The organism is Streptomyces rubradiris, assembly GCF_016860525.1.
Taxonomy (GTDB): Bacteria; Actinomycetota; Actinomycetes; order Streptomycetales; family Streptomycetaceae; genus Streptomyces; species Streptomyces rubradiris.
Map to the genome: position 1 here is coordinate 494,213 of NZ_BNEA01000001.1, position 15,369 is coordinate 509,581.

General features: G+C 73.9%; 13 protein-coding genes. 4 read left to right on the plus strand and 9 right to left on the minus strand.

Annotated features, from left to right (window positions below):
- Positions 1 to 171 precede the first annotated feature (171 nt).
- The 6 genes from Srubr_RS02400 to Srubr_RS02425 form a co-directional block, all read right to left on the minus strand.
- Positions 172 to 1,167: a carbohydrate kinase family protein gene (locus Srubr_RS02400; RefSeq protein ID WP_189993194.1), complete on the minus strand. Its 996-nt coding sequence runs from the start codon at positions 1,165 to 1,167 to the stop codon at positions 172 to 174.
- Complete coding sequence (locus Srubr_RS02405; RefSeq protein WP_189993196.1) at positions 1,167 to 1,355, minus strand: hypothetical protein; 189 nt, start codon at positions 1,353 to 1,355, stop codon at positions 1,167 to 1,169. The genes Srubr_RS02400 and Srubr_RS02405 overlap by 1 nt, the downstream gene beginning before the upstream one ends.
- Before the next feature lie 45 nt (positions 1,356 to 1,400).
- Positions 1,401 to 2,441 carry an LLM class flavin-dependent oxidoreductase gene (locus Srubr_RS02410; RefSeq protein ID WP_189993197.1) on the minus strand — a complete coding sequence of 347 codons (1,041 nt, stop codon included), beginning with the start codon at positions 2,439 to 2,441 and terminating at the stop codon, positions 1,401 to 1,403.
- A 5-nt stretch (positions 2,442 to 2,446) separates the two neighbouring features.
- Entirely contained in the window at positions 2,447 to 4,651 is a 2,205-nt protein-coding gene (locus Srubr_RS02415) for an acetolactate synthase (protein WP_308439895.1), read from the minus strand.
- 273 nt (positions 4,652 to 4,924) lie between these two features.
- On the minus strand, positions 4,925 to 6,205 hold the full coding sequence (locus Srubr_RS02420) for an acyl-CoA dehydrogenase family protein (RefSeq protein WP_189993199.1): 1,281 nt from the start codon (positions 6,203 to 6,205) through the stop codon (positions 4,925 to 4,927).
- Positions 6,206 to 6,555: 350 nt separating this feature from the next.
- A complete protein-coding gene (locus Srubr_RS02425; RefSeq protein WP_189993201.1) occupies positions 6,556 to 7,800 on the minus strand; it encodes an MFS transporter in 1,245 nt (414 codons plus the stop codon).
- Positions 7,801 to 8,264: 464 nt separating this feature from the next.
- Here Srubr_RS02425 and Srubr_RS02430 point away from each other — a divergent pair, with 464 nt between their 5' ends.
- The 4 genes from Srubr_RS02430 to Srubr_RS02445 all read left to right on the plus strand — a co-directional run bounded on the left by Srubr_RS02430 (position 8,265) and on the right by Srubr_RS02445 (position 11,991).
- Positions 8,265 to 9,455, plus strand: a complete 1,191-nt coding sequence (locus Srubr_RS02430) for a phosphoribosylaminoimidazolecarboxamide formyltransferase (RefSeq protein WP_189993203.1) — start codon at positions 8,265 to 8,267, stop codon at positions 9,453 to 9,455.
- Positions 9,456 to 9,469: 14 nt separating this feature from the next.
- Complete coding sequence (locus tag Srubr_RS02435) at positions 9,470 to 10,684, plus strand: MalY/PatB family protein (RefSeq protein WP_203854908.1); 1,215 nt, start codon at positions 9,470 to 9,472, stop codon at positions 10,682 to 10,684.
- Positions 10,685 to 11,044: 360 nt separating this feature from the next.
- Positions 11,045 to 11,581 (plus strand): hypothetical protein, encoded by a 537-nt coding sequence (locus Srubr_RS02440; protein WP_189993205.1) that lies wholly within the window; start codon positions 11,045 to 11,047, stop codon positions 11,579 to 11,581.
- 125 nt (positions 11,582 to 11,706) lie between these two features.
- Positions 11,707 to 11,991: a GlsB/YeaQ/YmgE family stress response membrane protein gene (locus Srubr_RS02445; protein ID WP_189993207.1), complete on the plus strand. Its 285-nt coding sequence runs from the start codon at positions 11,707 to 11,709 to the stop codon at positions 11,989 to 11,991.
- 33 nt (positions 11,992 to 12,024) lie between these two features.
- Here Srubr_RS02445 and Srubr_RS02450 read toward each other — a convergent pair whose 3' ends face one another.
- Genes Srubr_RS02450 through Srubr_RS02460 form a run of 3 tightly spaced genes read right to left on the minus strand, consistent with a single transcriptional unit; the run spans position 12,025 to position 15,332 of the window.
- Positions 12,025 to 12,933 carry an NAD-dependent protein deacetylase gene (locus Srubr_RS02450; RefSeq protein WP_189993210.1) on the minus strand — a complete coding sequence of 303 codons (909 nt, stop codon included), beginning with the start codon at positions 12,931 to 12,933 and terminating at the stop codon, positions 12,025 to 12,027.
- 47 nt (positions 12,934 to 12,980) lie between these two features.
- A complete protein-coding gene (locus tag Srubr_RS02455; RefSeq protein ID WP_189993211.1) occupies positions 12,981 to 13,850 on the minus strand; it encodes a class II glutamine amidotransferase in 870 nt (289 codons plus the stop codon).
- Positions 13,851 to 13,907: 57 nt separating this feature from the next.
- The gene (locus Srubr_RS02460) at positions 13,908 to 15,332 is read right to left on the minus strand and encodes a glutamate decarboxylase (RefSeq protein ID WP_189993213.1); all 1,425 of its coding nucleotides are present in this window, start codon (positions 15,330 to 15,332) and stop codon (positions 13,908 to 13,910) included.
- Positions 15,333 to 15,369: the final 37 nt, after the last annotated feature.

Genomic DNA, 15,369 nt, shown 5'->3' on the forward strand with positions numbered 1-15,369 from the left:
GAAAAACGACCCCTCTCCGAAACCGTATTCCGCCCGACTGAAGGAGTATCACACCGGGGGCGGACTGCCAACCCCGTCTGTTTTCCGCCGGATTGGGGCAGGGAAAATCGCGGCGCCGTTCCCCTGATTTCCCGTCCAGGAAACCATGGTCGAATATCTCGTACGGGTAATTCAGGGTCTTCGGGCGGGCTCGGGAGGCACGGGAGCCCGCGCCTGCTCCACCGTGAGGACCGCCCGCGCCCTGGCCACGCCGAGCGCGAGACACTCCGGAGGGCTCAGGTCCGACAGCAGCCCGGCCAGGAAGCCGCCGGCGAAGGCGTCGCCGGCGCCGACCGCGCTGGTGACCGGCGTGCCGGGCGCGGCGACGCGGTGCCGGCCGCCCGGCCCGTGGACGAGCGCGCCGCGGGCGCCGAGCGTGACCACGCCGAGCATGCCGTGCCGGGCCAGCACCGCGGCCGCCGCCTCGGCGTCGTCGGTGCCGGTGAGCGCGGTGGCCTCGGCCTCGTTGCCGAGGACGACGTCGACTCCGGCGGCCAGCAGCTCGGCGAAGCGCCGGCGGCGGGTGCGGACGAGTGCGGGGTCGGAGAGGGCGAGCATGCGCCGGGCGCCGAGCGCGACGGCGCGCCGCAGGGCGTCGCGGGCCGCCGCACAGCCCTCCTCGGAGGCCAGCAGGTACCCCTCGACCAGCATCCCGTGGCAGGAGCCGGTGTCGGCCAGGCACGCCTCCACCGCGTCCGGCAGCATCCGCAGCCGCCGGCGCTCGCCCTGCCAGATGAGGAAGGCCCGTTCGCCGTCGGGGAGCAGCAGCACCAGGCAGCGCCCGGTGCGGCCCCGGCCGGGCGTGCGGACCGGCACCGACACTCCGCGCCCGGCCAGGTCGTCCCGGACGGCCTGGGCGAGCGGGTCGTCCATGCACGCCGTGGCGAGCGCCGCCCGGCCGCCGTCGGCCACGAAGGCGACGCAGGTGTTGGCGGCGCTGCCGCCCGCCGACACCACGGCCCGCGCGCCCTCCCACTCCAGCCGGGCGACGACCTCCGCCAGCGCGTCGAACTCCAAGAAGTCCGCGGTGCCCGGTTCGACACCGAGCCGGGCGCACACCTCCGGCGGGACGGCGACCACCAGGTCCGCGAGGGCGTCCCCGAGCGCGACGAGACTCGCGGGCGCCATCAGCAGCGCTCCGCCAGGCCGGTGAGGCGGTCCACCGGCGCCGCCCGCTCCTCGTGGTCGCCCTTGGCCGGTGCGAGCGATTCATGACCGGGCAGGCCGAGGAATTCCTCGATCTTCCGCTCGGAGCAGATGGTGTTCTCCCGTAAGGGGGCGTCCCCGTCCGCGAGAAGAAAGTGATCGATTCTCAAGAGGATCTCCCGGCCGCCTCGTTCGAAAGTCTCGGGTGCTTCCCATTACAGCAGTTTCGGGATGACCTCCCGGGTCAGCAGCAGGAAAGAGGCGTGGCTCAACGGCGCGCACAGCAGGTAGTGCAGGCCGATCTCCTCCTTGAGGGCCCTGATGTGTTCGGCGACCCGGGCGGGGCTGCCGTGGATCACCACGTCGTCCGCGTACCGCTCGGCCCGGTCCCGGCTGTCGTGTCCCGCCGCTCGCGCCCCGGCCGGGCGGATGCTGCGGGAGTAGTCGCGCCGGGAGGGGTCGCTCAACGAGCCGAGGGTCCAGCGCGCGCCGCGCAGCGCGATCTCCCGGGCCTCCTCGTCGGTCGGGGCGACCGCGATCAGCCGGGCCATGGGGATGACCCGGCCGTCGACCGGATGACCGGCGTCGGCCAGGCCCTGCCGGTAGGCCCGGTACTTGGACCCGATGGCGGCGTGGGTGGAGTGCGGGTCCATCAGGATCGAGTAGCCGGCACCGGCCGCCCAGGCGACCGCCTCCGGTGAGGAGGCGGCCAGCCACACCGGCGGGTGCGGCCGTTGCAAGGGTTTGGGCAGCACCTCGATGTCCTCGAAGGAGTGGAACCGGCCCCGGTGGGTGAGGCGTTCCTGCCGCCAGGCCCCGAGGACGACCTCCACGTTCTCGCGGAACAGCGCGTAGCTGCGTTCGAGGTCGAGCCCGAACACCCGGAACTCGGTGGGGTCGTTGCCGCGGCCCGCGCCCCAGTTGACCCGCCCGCCGGACACCACGTCCAGCAGCGCGATCTCCTCGGCGAGCCGCAGCGGGTGGTGCATCGCGGCCAGCGAGACGGCGGTGCCGATGCGCAGCCGTTCGGTGCGGGCCGCGACCAGCGCGCCCATCATGCTCACCGACGGGGAGACCGAGTAGGTGGTGAAGTGGTGTTCGGCGAGCCACACCGCGTCGTAGACCCCCGACCGCTCCATGATGTCGATCCGTTCCAGCGCGCGGCTGTAGACGGCCTCCGGTGGTATCCGGCGGCCGGGCCAGGAGAAGAACTGCAGTACGCCGAAGCCGAGCCGTCCGTGGTCCGCTGTCGTCATGCCAGTCACCCCAGTTTCGCCGAGCGCCGGTAGGCCACCTCGGGGTCGGTGAGTACGTTGACGAGGTACGGCTCCCCCGCCGCGAAGGCCCGGCGCAGCGCCGGGGCGATCCGCCGCGGGTCGGTGACGGTCTCGCCCGCCCCGCCGAGCGCCCGGACCACCTGGTCGTAGCGGCTGTCCGGCCTCAGGTCGGCCGCGACGTCCGTGCCGTAGAGCGCGCGCATGGGGTGCTTCTCCAGCCCCCAGCCGCCGTTGTTGCCGACGACCATCACCACCGGCAGCCGGTGCCTCACCAGGGTGTCGACGTCGCCGGCCGAGAAGCCGAAGGCGCCGTCCCCGAGGAGGAGCACCACCTGCCGGTCCGGGTGGCGCAGCCGGGCGGCGATCGCGTAGCCGATGCCGTTGCCGAGGCAGCCGAACGGGCCCGGGTCGAGCCAGTGGCCAGGCAGGTGGGAGTCCAGGAGCCGGCCCGCGTACGACACGAAGTCGCCGCCGTCCCCGATGACTACGGCGTCGTGGTCGAGCTGGGCGATCAGTTCCCCGAGGACGCGGGCGGGGTGGATGGGCTCACCGGGGTGTTCCAGTTCCGGCCGTTCGGCCGCGCGCAGGGCGCGTTCGCGCGCGCGCAGCCGCCGTATCCACTCCTCGTGGTCCGCCCGGGGCCCGGACCAGGCCGCCATGCCGTCGAGGACGTGCCGCAGGTCGCCGGCCGGGGCGGCGGCCGTGGGCACGTGCGTGGCGCGCAGCGCGGGATGGTCCACGGCGTGGACGACGCGCGCGTCGCCGAACCGGCCGAAGGAGAGCCGGAAGTCCAGGGGCGTGCCGGCCACCACGACGACGTCGGCCTCCTTCAGCGCGTCCCGTGACCGGCTGAACGCCAGTTCGTGCCGGGCGGGCAGACAGCCGCGGCCCTGCCCGTTGGCGAACGTCGGCACGCGCAGCGACTCGGCGCAGTGGCGCAGCGCCTCCCAGGCCCCGCCCCACCAGACGTCGCCGCCGGCCACCAGGACCGGGCGGCTCGCGGTGGCCAGGAGTTCCGCGGCCTTGGCGACCTCGTCCGGGTCGGGGGCCGGCGGGACGACGGGGAGCGGAGGGTTCAGGATGGCGCTCGCCCTGCGGTGCATCACGTCGAGGGGGATGTCGAGGAACACCGGGCCGCGGTGCGGGGTGGCGGCGGTGGCCGTGAGCGCCCGCAGCTCACCGGGGACGGCATCGGTGCGGGTGACGGTCCGGGCGTCCTTGGTCACCGGCGTGACCAGGGGGATGTGGTCGAACTCCTGCAAGGCACCGGAGCCCCAGCGTTTCCGTGCGGCCCGCCCGGCCAGCACCACGACGGGCGCGCCGTTGGCCTGGGCGGTCGCCAGCCCGCTGATGCCGTTGGTGACGCCGGGCCCGGCGGTGAGCAGCGCCACCGCCGGGCGGCGCCCGAGCCTGGCGCAGCCTTCCGCGGCGAACACCGCGGTCTGTTCGTGGCGGACGTCGACGATGCGCATCCCGGCGCGGGCCGCGGCGTGCAGGACGGAGAAGATGTGACCGCCCGACAGGGTGAACAGGGTATCCACGCCGTGCGCCCGCAGGGCGGCGACAGCGAGCTCCCCACCCTCACCCTCGACCCACCGGGGCCCGGCCGGGGCGTCCCTGTCTGCCCGCCGGCTTCCGGCCGGAGCCACGCCGCCATCGCCCCGCCGGGGGCCGGCCGGGGCCATCTCGCGCTCGCCCCGCCCAGGCCCCGTCAGGGCCACCTCGCCATCGCCCCGCACGGGCCCGCCCGAGGCCACCTCCCCATGGCCCCGCACGGGCCTGCCCGAGGCCGCCTCCCCATCGCCCCGCACGGGCCTGCCCGAAGCCACCTCCCCATCGCCCCGCACGGGCCCGGCCGAGACCACTTCCCCATCGCCCCGCACGGGCCCGGCCGAGGCCGTCTCCCCGTCACCCCGCGCAGGCCCCGTCAGAGCCGTCTCCCCACCGACCCGCCCGGGCCCGCCCGAGGCCACCTGCCCATGGCCCCGCACGGGCCTGCCCGAAGCCGCCTCCCCATCGCCCCCCTCAGGTCCCGTCAGGCCCACCTCCCCGTCAACCCGACCGGGTCCGCCCGAAGCCGCCTCCCCGTGGGCCCGCCCAGACCCAGCCGAGGCCACCTCTCCATCCCCTTGCCCCTCGGCCGGCGTGTCGGTGCGACAGCCGCTCGCGCCGGGGTCAGCAGGCGACATGGCGGAGGTGTCCGGGGGTCCTGGCGCGGCGGTGTCTCGTGGTCTGCCGCAGGCACGCGGGTGCCTCGGGTACGAGGTCCGGCGGGCGGACGGCGGGCTCGCGCGGTGGGCTGTCCCGCGGTCCCGGGGCGTCCGGGGCCGGGCTCACCTCCGCGCGCGGCCGGGTCCACCGGAGCGTTTCGCGGTCCGGCCTCGGCACGGTCTCATGCCGAGGGTTCCGGTAACCGTTCGGGTCCACGCCTGCCCCCTTGGTCGGCTGCTGCGGTCGTCGGGCTACTCGCGCTGCGTCCCCACCCGCAGCTCGCGGAAGGGCACGTCACGGTCGGCCTCCGGCTCCCGGGGCAGTCCGAGCACGCGCTCCCCGATGAGGTTGCGCTGGATCTCGTCGGTGCCGCCCGCGATGGACAGCGACTGCACCGACAGGGCCATCTGCTGGAACGCCCCCTCGCCGGTGGTCTCGGGGCCGGTCAGCATGCCCTCGGCGCCCAGCAGGGACAGGGCGGTGTCGCGGGCCTGCCGTCCGGTGGCGGAGCCGACGAGCTTGCCCAGGGACGCCTCGGGCCCGGGGCGGCGCGCGGCGCGGGCCCGCTGGTTGCGCATGCGGTTGGTCCGCGCCGTCACGTACAGGGCCGCGAGCCGCTGGCGGACGACGGGGTCCTCGGACCGGCCGAGTTCGCGGGCGAGGGCGATCAGCGCCTCGGGGGTGCGTACTCCCCGGCGGACCCCGGCGGCCCGTTCCGCCCGGCGGTGTTCCTCGGCGAGTTCGGCGATGGGGCGGTGGAGCATCCCGGCCCGCCGGCCGGGCCGGGCGATGCGCGCGGGCCTCAGGACGCCCCCGCCGCCCACTTCCTCGCGTTCGTGGGCCAGGCTGGCCACGGCCAGCGGCCAGCCCTGGCCGACGGCGCCGATGACGTGCCCGGCGGGCACCACCACGTCGGTGAGGAAGACCTCGTTGAAGGTGGCGCGGCCGTTCATCTGCCGGATCGGCCGGATGTCGACGCCGGGCTGGTCCAGGTCGACGACGAACAGGCTGATGCCCTTGCGTTTGGGGACGGAGGAGTCCGTGCGGGCCAGGGCCAGGCCGCGGTCGGCGTGCTCGGCCTCCCGGGACCACACCTTCTGGCCGTTCAGGATCCAGCGGTCGCCGTCGCGGTGGGCCCGCAGTTGCAGGCTCGCCAGGTCCGACCCGGCGCCGGGCTCGCTGAACAACTGGCACCAGGACTCCGTACCGGCGGCCAGCGCGGGGACCCAGCGGCGCTGCTGCCCGGGCGTGCCGTGTTCCAGCAGGACCGGGCCGCCCACCATCTGTCCGACACCACCGGGCGGGCCGATCGCGCCGGCTTTTCCGATCTCCTCGGTTATCGCCCGGGCCGCCGCGCGGTCCAGGCCGCGGCCGCCCATTCCGAAGGGCCAGGTGGGAAAGGCGTATCCGGCCTCGGCGAGCGATCTCCACCAGTCGCCGACCGCGAGTTCCTCGCTCCAGTTCTCCCGGAGCCAGTTGCGTATCTCCTGCCGTAGTTCCGCTGTCTGCCCGGATTCCCGATTCCCTGTCACCTGCCGGACCCCTCCGAGGACTTCGGTCGCCCTGTCCGCCGTCTGCCGCACCACGGAAACCCCATGATCTGATGTGGGAATCCGGGCCCTCGGACGACAGGACCCTCGTGCACGTGTATCGGGTGTGCGAAACGGTGAAACCCGGGCCGGGGTGAAAGAGGATCACTGGTTGCCCGGTACAGCCAGTCTAGGGTCGGGCCGGGCCCAGGCCGATACGGAATCCAATTGATCGTCTTTTTTGGCTCATATCGTTCAGTGGGGCGATGTCCCGTCCACGCGGGGCCTTTTTCCGTCAGCGAGGGGCCTTTTCCGCCAGGGCGGACGGGATGCGTTCCCGGCCGGTGCCGCGCTCATACCGCCGCGCGCCGCACCGAGGCGCGCAGCAGGAGCGTCCCGGGCAGGCAGACGGCGAGCACGGTGGGCGCGACGGCCCACCAGCCGTCGGCCGCCAGCACCGCGAAGCTGACCAGGGGCGGGCCGAGCAGCGAGCCGAGGCTGCCGACCTGGGCCAGGAGCCCGTTGGCGAGATCGATGTCGGCGGAGTCCGCGACGACGGCGGGGATCATCGCGAACGCGGCGGCGACGACGAGTTCGTTGGCCAGTGCCACGAGGACCGCGCCGGCGGCGGCGAGGCCGGTGCCGCCCCAGTGCAGGAAGGCGACGGCCGTGCCCAGCGGCATCAGCAGCGCGCCGGTGAACAGCCGGCGCACCGGCACCCCGCGCCGCAGCAGCCAGCCGCTGAGGAAGCCGCCGACGGTGCCGGTCAGCGAGACGGCCCCGGTGAGGGTGCCCGCCACGGACGTGGGCACGTGGAGGACCTCGTGCAGGTAGGTGGGGAGCAGGGACACCACCGCGACGATGGTGCCGCTGGCGGTGGCGAAGCCCAGGGACAGCAGGAAGGGCCGCGACAGGCGGCGCACCGCGCGCCGGTCGAGGGACGGCGCGGCTGCTCTTGGGGCCGGCTCCCCGGCGGACGCGGTCCGCCCGCCGCGCGCGAGGACGGCGGCGGCCCCGGCGACGAGCAGGGCGCACGCCTGGGCGACCAGCCAGGTGCGCCAGCCGAGGAACGCCGACAGCACCCCGCCGAGGAACAGCCCCAGCGCCAGGCCCACCGGGAAGTACGTCCCCCACACGGCGAGCGCGGTCATCCGCCGGGGCCCGCCGCCCATGGCGATGATGAGCGCCGGGGCGGCCACGACGACGGCGACGTACCCGATCCCTTCCACCAGGCGCGCGCCCAGCAGTGGCCAGAAGTGGCCGGCCCGTGCCTCCAGCAGCCCCGCCGCCGCCATGACGACGCAGCCGGCCGGCAGGGCCCTGCGGGGTGCCGTGCGGGCGACGAGATAGCCGACCGGCAGCCCGAGCACGGCGGCGACCGCCGTGATGGAGGAGGTGACCAGCGAAACCTGGTCGAGGGAGAGGGTCAGCGCGGCGCGCAGGTCCACCGCGATCGGGGCGATCTTGCCGAGCCCGGTGGCCGCCAGTATCCCGCAGCCGTACAGCAGCGCGAACCGCGCCCAGTACGCCGAGGGTCCTGGGAATTCGGCGGCCTCCGGCTGCCCGGTCCGGACAGCGTCGTCTGCGTCGCTCTTCACGGGCCGGTCACCTGACGGGTCGGGGATACACGGAACCCGGAGCCTATCCGGGGCACTGCCGGGCGGCAAGGCGCCATACGAGTGCCCTTCAGGCAGGGAGTTGACACACTGTCAGGCACCTGGAATTCCCCCCGACCGCGAAGAAGCGGACAACGGTCATCGGAATGCGCGGTCCGCCGGGCGGGCGCGGTCGTACGCCCGCGGACCGGCGGCGGGACATACGCCCGTCGCGGCCGCATTCCGGTCGGCTCCACGAAATGCCCGGCCGACGGGCGGGGTTGACGGCTGTGTGAGGGCCCGGTTTCCTGGAACGCGGGCACGACCGGGGCCCGCGGAACGTCCTGGCGATACCGCTCGGCGAAAAGGAGCGGAACGGCTCCGCGGCCTTCTTCTCGAACTCCCCGCACAGCTCACGCGAAAGACGCCGCGCGACCGGCGTCGGTATTTCCTCCGGAGAGGCGGTCATGGTCGGTGACCCTGCGCGTTGGCGTCTGAAGTACGGTCTCAATCCCCAGCAGCGCGACGCGGTGGCCCAGCCGTCCGACGGCGGCCCCCTGCCCTTGTCCGTCCTGTGCGGCACGCCCTCCGTCGTGAACCTGCTGGACGCCTTGCAGGGCTGGCAGCTGGTACGGGAGGCGAGCCGGGCGCTGGACCTGCCCGCGGCGGCGTCCATGAAGCACGTCTCCCCCGCCGGCGCGGCCGTCGCCGGCGAGGTCGACCCGGTCGCCCGGGCCACCTTCCGGCTGGGCGACGCCGAGGTGTCCGGCCCCGCGTCGGCCTACGCCCGGGCCCGGGACTGCGACCCGCGCTCCTCCTACGGCGACCTGGTGGCCCTGTCGCATCCCGTCGACCGGGACACCGCGGCCCTCCTGGCCCGGGTCGTCTCGGACGGCGTCATCGCACCGGACTTCGAGCCGGGCGTGCTGGAGGTGCTGGCCCGGAAGAAGCGCGGCGCCTTCCTCGTCCTGCGGGTGGACCCCGCCTACGAGCCGCCCGCCCGTCAGGTCAGGGACGTGTTCGGGGTCCGGATCACGCAGGAAGCCGACCCGCTGGTGATCGGCCCCGGCACGCTGGCCGAGGGCACCGCGGGCGGCACGCCGCCGACCCGGCAGCAGGTGCGGGACGCCGTGCTCGGGCTGATCACCGTGCGGTACACCCAGTCCAACTCGGTGGCGTACGTCCACGACGGGCGCACGATCGGCATCGGAGCGGGCCAGCAGTCACGGGTGGACTGTGTGCGGCTGGCCGGGGAGAAGGCCGACCGCTGGCGGCTGCGGCGTCACCCGCTGCCGGCCGGGGCCCGGTTCCCCGGCTCGATGACGGTCCAGGACCGCGTGAACAGCGTGATGCGGCTGATCGAGGGGGAGCCCGGCTCCTGGTCCGGCGCGGATCAAGCGGACCGTCAGATCGCCGGTCTGCCCGCCAAGCCGCTGGATCCCGCCGAGAAGAGCGCCTGGCTGGCCGGGCACACACCCTGCACCCTCGTCTCCGACGCCTACCTGCCCTTCCGGGACAACGTGGACGTCGCGGCCGCGCACGGGGTGCGCTGCATCGTCGAGGGCGGCGGGTCGGCGCGCGGCCAGGAGGTCGCGGCGGCCTGCGAGGAGCACTCCATCACCCTGGTCCGTACCGGACTGCGGCTGTTCTGCCACTGAACCGCGGAGGCGCTGTGGAAGCGGAGGCACCGGACGGCACACGGCTCGCCGCGCCGGCGGCGGACCACCCCGTGGCGCCCGGATTCGACGACATCACCATCGAGGCGCTGCTGGCGCGCCGGACGCTCAAGTGGGGACGGCACGGCGGGGAGGTGCTGGGCGCCTGGGTCGCGGAGATGGACTTCCCCGTGGCCCCCGCCGTGCGCGAGGCCGTGCACGAGGCGGTGGAGCGCGGCGAGACCGGCTATCCGCTGCGTGACATCCGCACCGGGCTGCCGTCCGCCTGCGCCGACTGGCTGGCCCGTACCTGCGGCTGGACGGTACCGGCCGAGCGGATCTTCCTGATCCCCGACGTGCTGACGGGGGTCGGCCTCGGCATCAGCGCCTACAGCCGCCCGGACAGCGCCGTGGTGGTCCCCACCCCCGCCTATCCGCCGTTCCTGGAGGTCGTGTCGGCGCTGGGCCGGCGCGCCGTCGAGGTGCCCCTCGTCCCGGACGGCGCACGGCGCGTCCTGGACCTCGACGCCATCGGCGCCGCGCTGGCCGGGGGCGCGGGAACCGTGCTGCTGTGCAACCCGCACAACCCGCTGGGCAGGGTGTTCACCCGGCCCGAACTCCGCGCGCTGGGCCGCTGCGTGGCCGCGCACGGCGCGCGGGTCGTCGCCGACGAGATCCACGCCCCGCTCACCTACCCCGGGCACCCCCACGTCCCGTACGCCTCCGTCTCGCCGGAGGCCGCCGGTCACACACTGACCCTGGTGTCCGCCGCCAAGGGCTGGAACATAGCCGGGCTGAAGTGCGCGCAGGCCGTGCTGACCAGCGACCGCGACGTCCGGCGGTGGCGGGCCCTGCCGTTCCACTCCCGGCACGGGGCCAGCACCCTGGGCATCGCGGCGAACATCGCCGCCTACCGGGCGGGCGACCCGTGGCGCCGCGAGGCGGTGCGCTATCTGGACGGCAACCGCCGCTTCCTGGCACGGGTGCTCGGCGAACGGCTCCCGCAGGCGCGCTACTCGATGCCGGAGGCGACCTATCTGGCGTGGCTGGACTGCTCCTTCGCCGGCCTGGACGACCCGGCCGGCTTCCTGCTGCGCGAGGCCCGCGTCTGCCTGAGCGACGGGGCCTTCTTCGGTGCGGCCGGGCGGGGGTTCGTACGCCTCAACTTCGCCACGTCGCGCCGGATCCTCGAACGCGTCACCACCGCCCTGGTCGAGGCGCTGGCACCATGACGCCCCGGGCCGAGGACCGGGACGCGCCGGTGACGGGCCCGGCCGCGACCCGGTCGGGCCGCGCCCGGCGAACGACACGGCAGCCGATCCTCGCGTCATCTCGCCGAGTGCCCGCAGCGCTGTTCGGCTGGGCGGCCCGCTCTCCCCGGCCGGGGTCGATGCGGGCGGCCGACGGGTCCCTCGTCGAGCCGTGTCGCCACCCGATCGGGCCCGGGTGCCACCCGGACGGGTGAGGCCGACCGGTCCCGCGGCCCCTCCATCGGGTCCGGCCCCGGCATTCTCCGGACGCTGGGTGATCGGACGTCTACGGTACGCACATGCCGCGCGGTGTGCCGCGGCCCGCATGAGGAGGGACCCCTTTTGGCATCGGTATGCGACCCCCAGTACGCCCCCGCCGGTGACGTGAGCGGAGCGCTCATGGTGATCGACTCCCGGCTCAAGTCCATCTACGACGGCGCGACCGAGGTCGACCCCGAACAGCGGCAGTTGGTCGAGCAGTTCACCGCGTCCCTGGGTCCGAGAGGGGCGCACGACCTGCTGGACGGCGCCTGCACCATCATCTACATGTTCATGACCTGGCTGCGGATGGCGTACGAGGACCACGACAAGGACGTCATGGAGTACGTGGTGCCGAGCCTGGTGGCCTCGATGCGCATGATGCCCAAGAGCATCCGCCCGGAGGCCATCCCCACCATGGCCGGCCTGGTCGTCTCCGCGGGCATGGGTCTGAGCCCCAGCCTGTGGCGCAAGCAGTACGGCAAGTGGACCAAGGAGGAGATGAACCCCCTGGAGGCCACCGCGTTCCTGCTCGCCGAGCACATCAACCGCCTCACCGACGACCGCGAGTTCGCCACCCGCCTCATCAGCAACGCCCTGTCCAACGTGGAAGGCGCCTGAGACCCGCGGGACATCACCGCCCCCGCGGCGGTGGCGCGTGCAAAAAGGGACGTTTGTGCGAGCGCAGACGGTACACACGATGAGCTAACAGGCTGTACCCGACGAACGACGAAACGGAGGCCACTATGGGCATCATCGCGTGGATCATCCTGGGACTGCTCGCCGGCGCGATCGCCAAGGCCCTCATGCCGGGCAAGGACCCCGGCGGCATCATCGTCACCATGCTCATCGGCGTGGCCGGCGGTCTGCTCGGCGGCTGGCTCGGCAAGGTGGTGTTCGGCGTCGACTCCGTCGACGGCTTCTTCGAGCTCTCCACCTGGATCGCCGCCATCGTCGGCTCCCTCATCCTGCTCGCCCTCTACCGCCTCTTCACCGGCGGCCGGCACTCCCACTCGCACCGGCACGCCTGACCCGTCGACGCCGGCCGCGAGGCGCCGGCGGCGTCACGGTCCGGCGCAGGCCGGCCGCCCGTCGTCGGCGGGAAGGCCCAGCCGACCGGCCACGCTGGTCAGAGACGATCCCAGAGGGAGCCCGACCCGGGTGACCGCGTGCCGGTCGCCCCGGGTCGGGTCCCGATTCACGATCAGCACCGGCTTGCCCTCCTGGGCCGCCTGGCGGACGAACCGCAGCCCGGACATCACCGTCAGCGAGGAGCCCAGGACCAGCACCGAGGTCGCCTCCCGGACCAGCTCGCGACAGCGCTCGACCCGCCGCGGCGGCACCGCTTCGCCGAAGAACACCACGTCCGGCTTGAGGACGCCGCCGCAGAGCGCGCAGGGCAGCACGCGGAAGTCCCCGACCTGTTCGTCGGTGAGATCGGCGTCGCCGTCCGGGTTGATGCCGACGGCCACCGGCTCGAAGCCCGCGTTGACCTCTTCCAGCCGCCGGGCGAGTTCCCGGCGCGCGCTGCGGGCGCCACAGGACAGGCAGACGACCCGGTCCAGACCACCGTGGAGTTCCACCACGTCCTCGCTGCCGGCGGCCTGGTGCAGGCCGTCGACGTTCTGGGTGATCACCCCCGAGAGCAGCCCGTGCCGCCCGAACGCGGCCACGGCCCGGTGCCCGGCGTTCGGCTCGGCGCGCCCGAAGGTGCGCCAGCCCAGGTGACTGCGTGCCCAGTACCGGCGCCGGGCCCGGGCGCTCGCGGTGAACTCCTGATAGGTCATCGGGGTGTGCCGGCTCAGGCTGCCGCCCTCGCCCCGGTAGTCGGGGATGCCCGACTCCGTGGAGATGCCCGCGCCGCTGAGCACCAGCACACCGCCGGTGCTCAGCGCCTCCACGACCGGTTCCAGGTCCGTGCTGCCCGGCAGCGGGTCCTCGGGCGTCCAGTTCAGAGTCGGGCGCATACGCATACGGCCAGCGTACGGAACGGCGGTGCTCGTGCAGGCCGCCGAGCGGGTCACGGCGCCTGCTGGGAGGCGGCCGCGTCGGGGCGCAGGTCCGCCAGGGTCAGCGGGTGCGCCGGGGACTCCGGCAGGATCACCTCTCGGGTGGTGTGCGGGCCGGTTCCGGCGTGCAGCAGCTCGCCCGGTTCCATCAGGCGCCAGCCGGGGTGGTCGTCCATGCGTTCGCTGGCGATGATCACGGCCGGGTGGTCGGCCAGGGTCGCGGAGCGGACGCGCATCCGGCCGTGGCTGCCGCTGTGGTCCAGGTGCCGGGCGCCGTGCCGGCCGCCCGCCGGGCGCTCCAGGACGTACAGCTCGTGGGTGCCGGGGTAGCGCAGGGCCCACAGCCGGCCGGGGGTGACGAGGACGAGGTTGAGGGCGTAGACGGGCAGGTGCCGGGCGACCCACCGGGCGGCGTGCCGGATGCCGGCGTCAAGGTCGCCGCCGTTGTTCCTGGTCTCCCGGGTGATCAGGGCGAAGAAGCGCTCGGAGTCCGTGTCGCCCCCGACCAGTGACCGGTCCTCGCCCAGGTGGTCGTCGAGCCGGTCGAGGCCCTCGATGACCCCGTTGTGCGCGAACAGCCGCCCGTCCTGTGCGAAGGGATGGGTGTTGCGGGCGTCCAGGCTGCCGGTGGAGGCGTAGCGCACGTGGGCGACGAAGGCGGCCGACTCCACCCGGCGGGCCTCCTCGGCGAAGGCCCGGTCCTCGTAGGCGGCGATCGGCGCCTTGTCCACGTGTGGGGTGCCGTCCGCCGCGAAGTAGCCGAGGCCGGTGCCGTCGGGGTCGTGACGGCTCTGCCGGCTGAGACTGTCGGGGGCGTCCAGCAGCCAGAACGTGGCGTGGGTGCGCCGGGGCGCACTGCTGAGGCCGAACAGGCGGCACATGATCGCTCTCCTCGCTCGCCGGACACGCCGTCCGCCGGCGCCGGCGGTGGTGCGTGGTCAGTGGCGGCCCGGGCGCCGCGGGTTCTTGGTCTCCGCGCCGTGGGCGAAGCCGCCCGCGTCGTCGGCGTCGCGGTGCGGCCCGTGCTGCTTCCGAAGGCGGGGCAGAGCGCGGCGCAGGTCCTCCAGGAGCAGGTCGGCCAGGTCGTGGCTGAAGCCGTTGCGGACCACGACACGCAGGACGGCCAGGTCGGTGCGGTGCTCGGGGAAGGCGTAGGCGGGCACCAGCCAGCCGCGTTCGCGCAGCGCGGCGGAGACGTCGAAGACGCTGAAGGTGTCGGTTCCGTCGCGCACGCGGAAAGCGAAGACGGGGAGTTCGCCACCGTCGGTGATCAGCTCGAACGGGCCCAGCGCGGCGATCTCGGCGGCCAGCCGGGTGGCGATGTCGCGGCAGGTCCGCTGGACCCGCCGGTAGCCGTCGAAGCCGAGGCGCAGGAAGTTGTAGTACTGGGCGACGACCTGGGCGCCGGGCCGGGAGAAGTTGAGCGCGAAGGTCGGCATGTCGCCGCCGAGGTAATTGACGTGGAAGACGAGGTCGTCGGGGAGTGCGTCCTTCTCGCGCCACAGCGCCCAGCCGACGCCGGGCATGACCAGGCCGTACTTGTGGCCGGAGGTGTTGATGGAGGCGACCCGGGGCAGCCGGAAGTCCCAGGTGAGGTCCGGGTCGAGGAAGGGCGCGATCATCCCGCCGGACGCGCCGTCGACGTGGACGGGGATGTCGAGTCCGGTGCGGCTTTCCAGGTCGTCCAGGGCCGCGGCGATGCCGGAGACGGGTTCGTAGCTGCCGTCGAAGGTGGAGCCGAGCACGGCGACGACACCGATGGTGTTCTCGTCGCACAGCTCGACCGCCTTGTCCGGCGTGAGGTGGTAGCGGTCGCCCTCCATGGGGACGTAGCGCGGTTCGACCTCGAAGTAGTCGGCGAACTTCTCCCAGCAGATCTGCACGTTGATGCCCATCACGAGGTTGGGCCGGCCGGCGGGCCCGCCCTCGGCGCGCCGCTTGTGCTGCCAGCGCCGTTTGAGTGCCAGCCCGCCCAGCATCGCCGCCTCGCTGGAACCGGTGGTCGAGCAGCCCGTCGCGCGGCGCGGGTCCTCGGCGTGCCAGAGCCGGGCCAGCATGTGGACGCACCGGTTCTCGAGTTCCGCGGTCTGCGGATACTCGTCCTTGTCGATCATGTTCTTCTCGGCGCACTCCGCCATCAGGAGCCGGGCCTGCGGCTCGGCCCAGGTGGACACGAACGTCGCCAGGTTCTGCCGGGCGTTGCCGTCGAGCATCAGCTCGTCGTGGACCACCTGATAGGCGGTGTCCGGTTCCATCCCCTGGTCCGGCATCGCGTACCGGGGCACTCGGACGGGCTCCCGGCTGAAGATCGGATTGATCTCCAGGTCCCGGCTCTCGCCGCGGTTGTCACGCTGCACCGTCATAAGCGCTCGGTCCTCTCTGCCCTGACCGGCGGGGCAC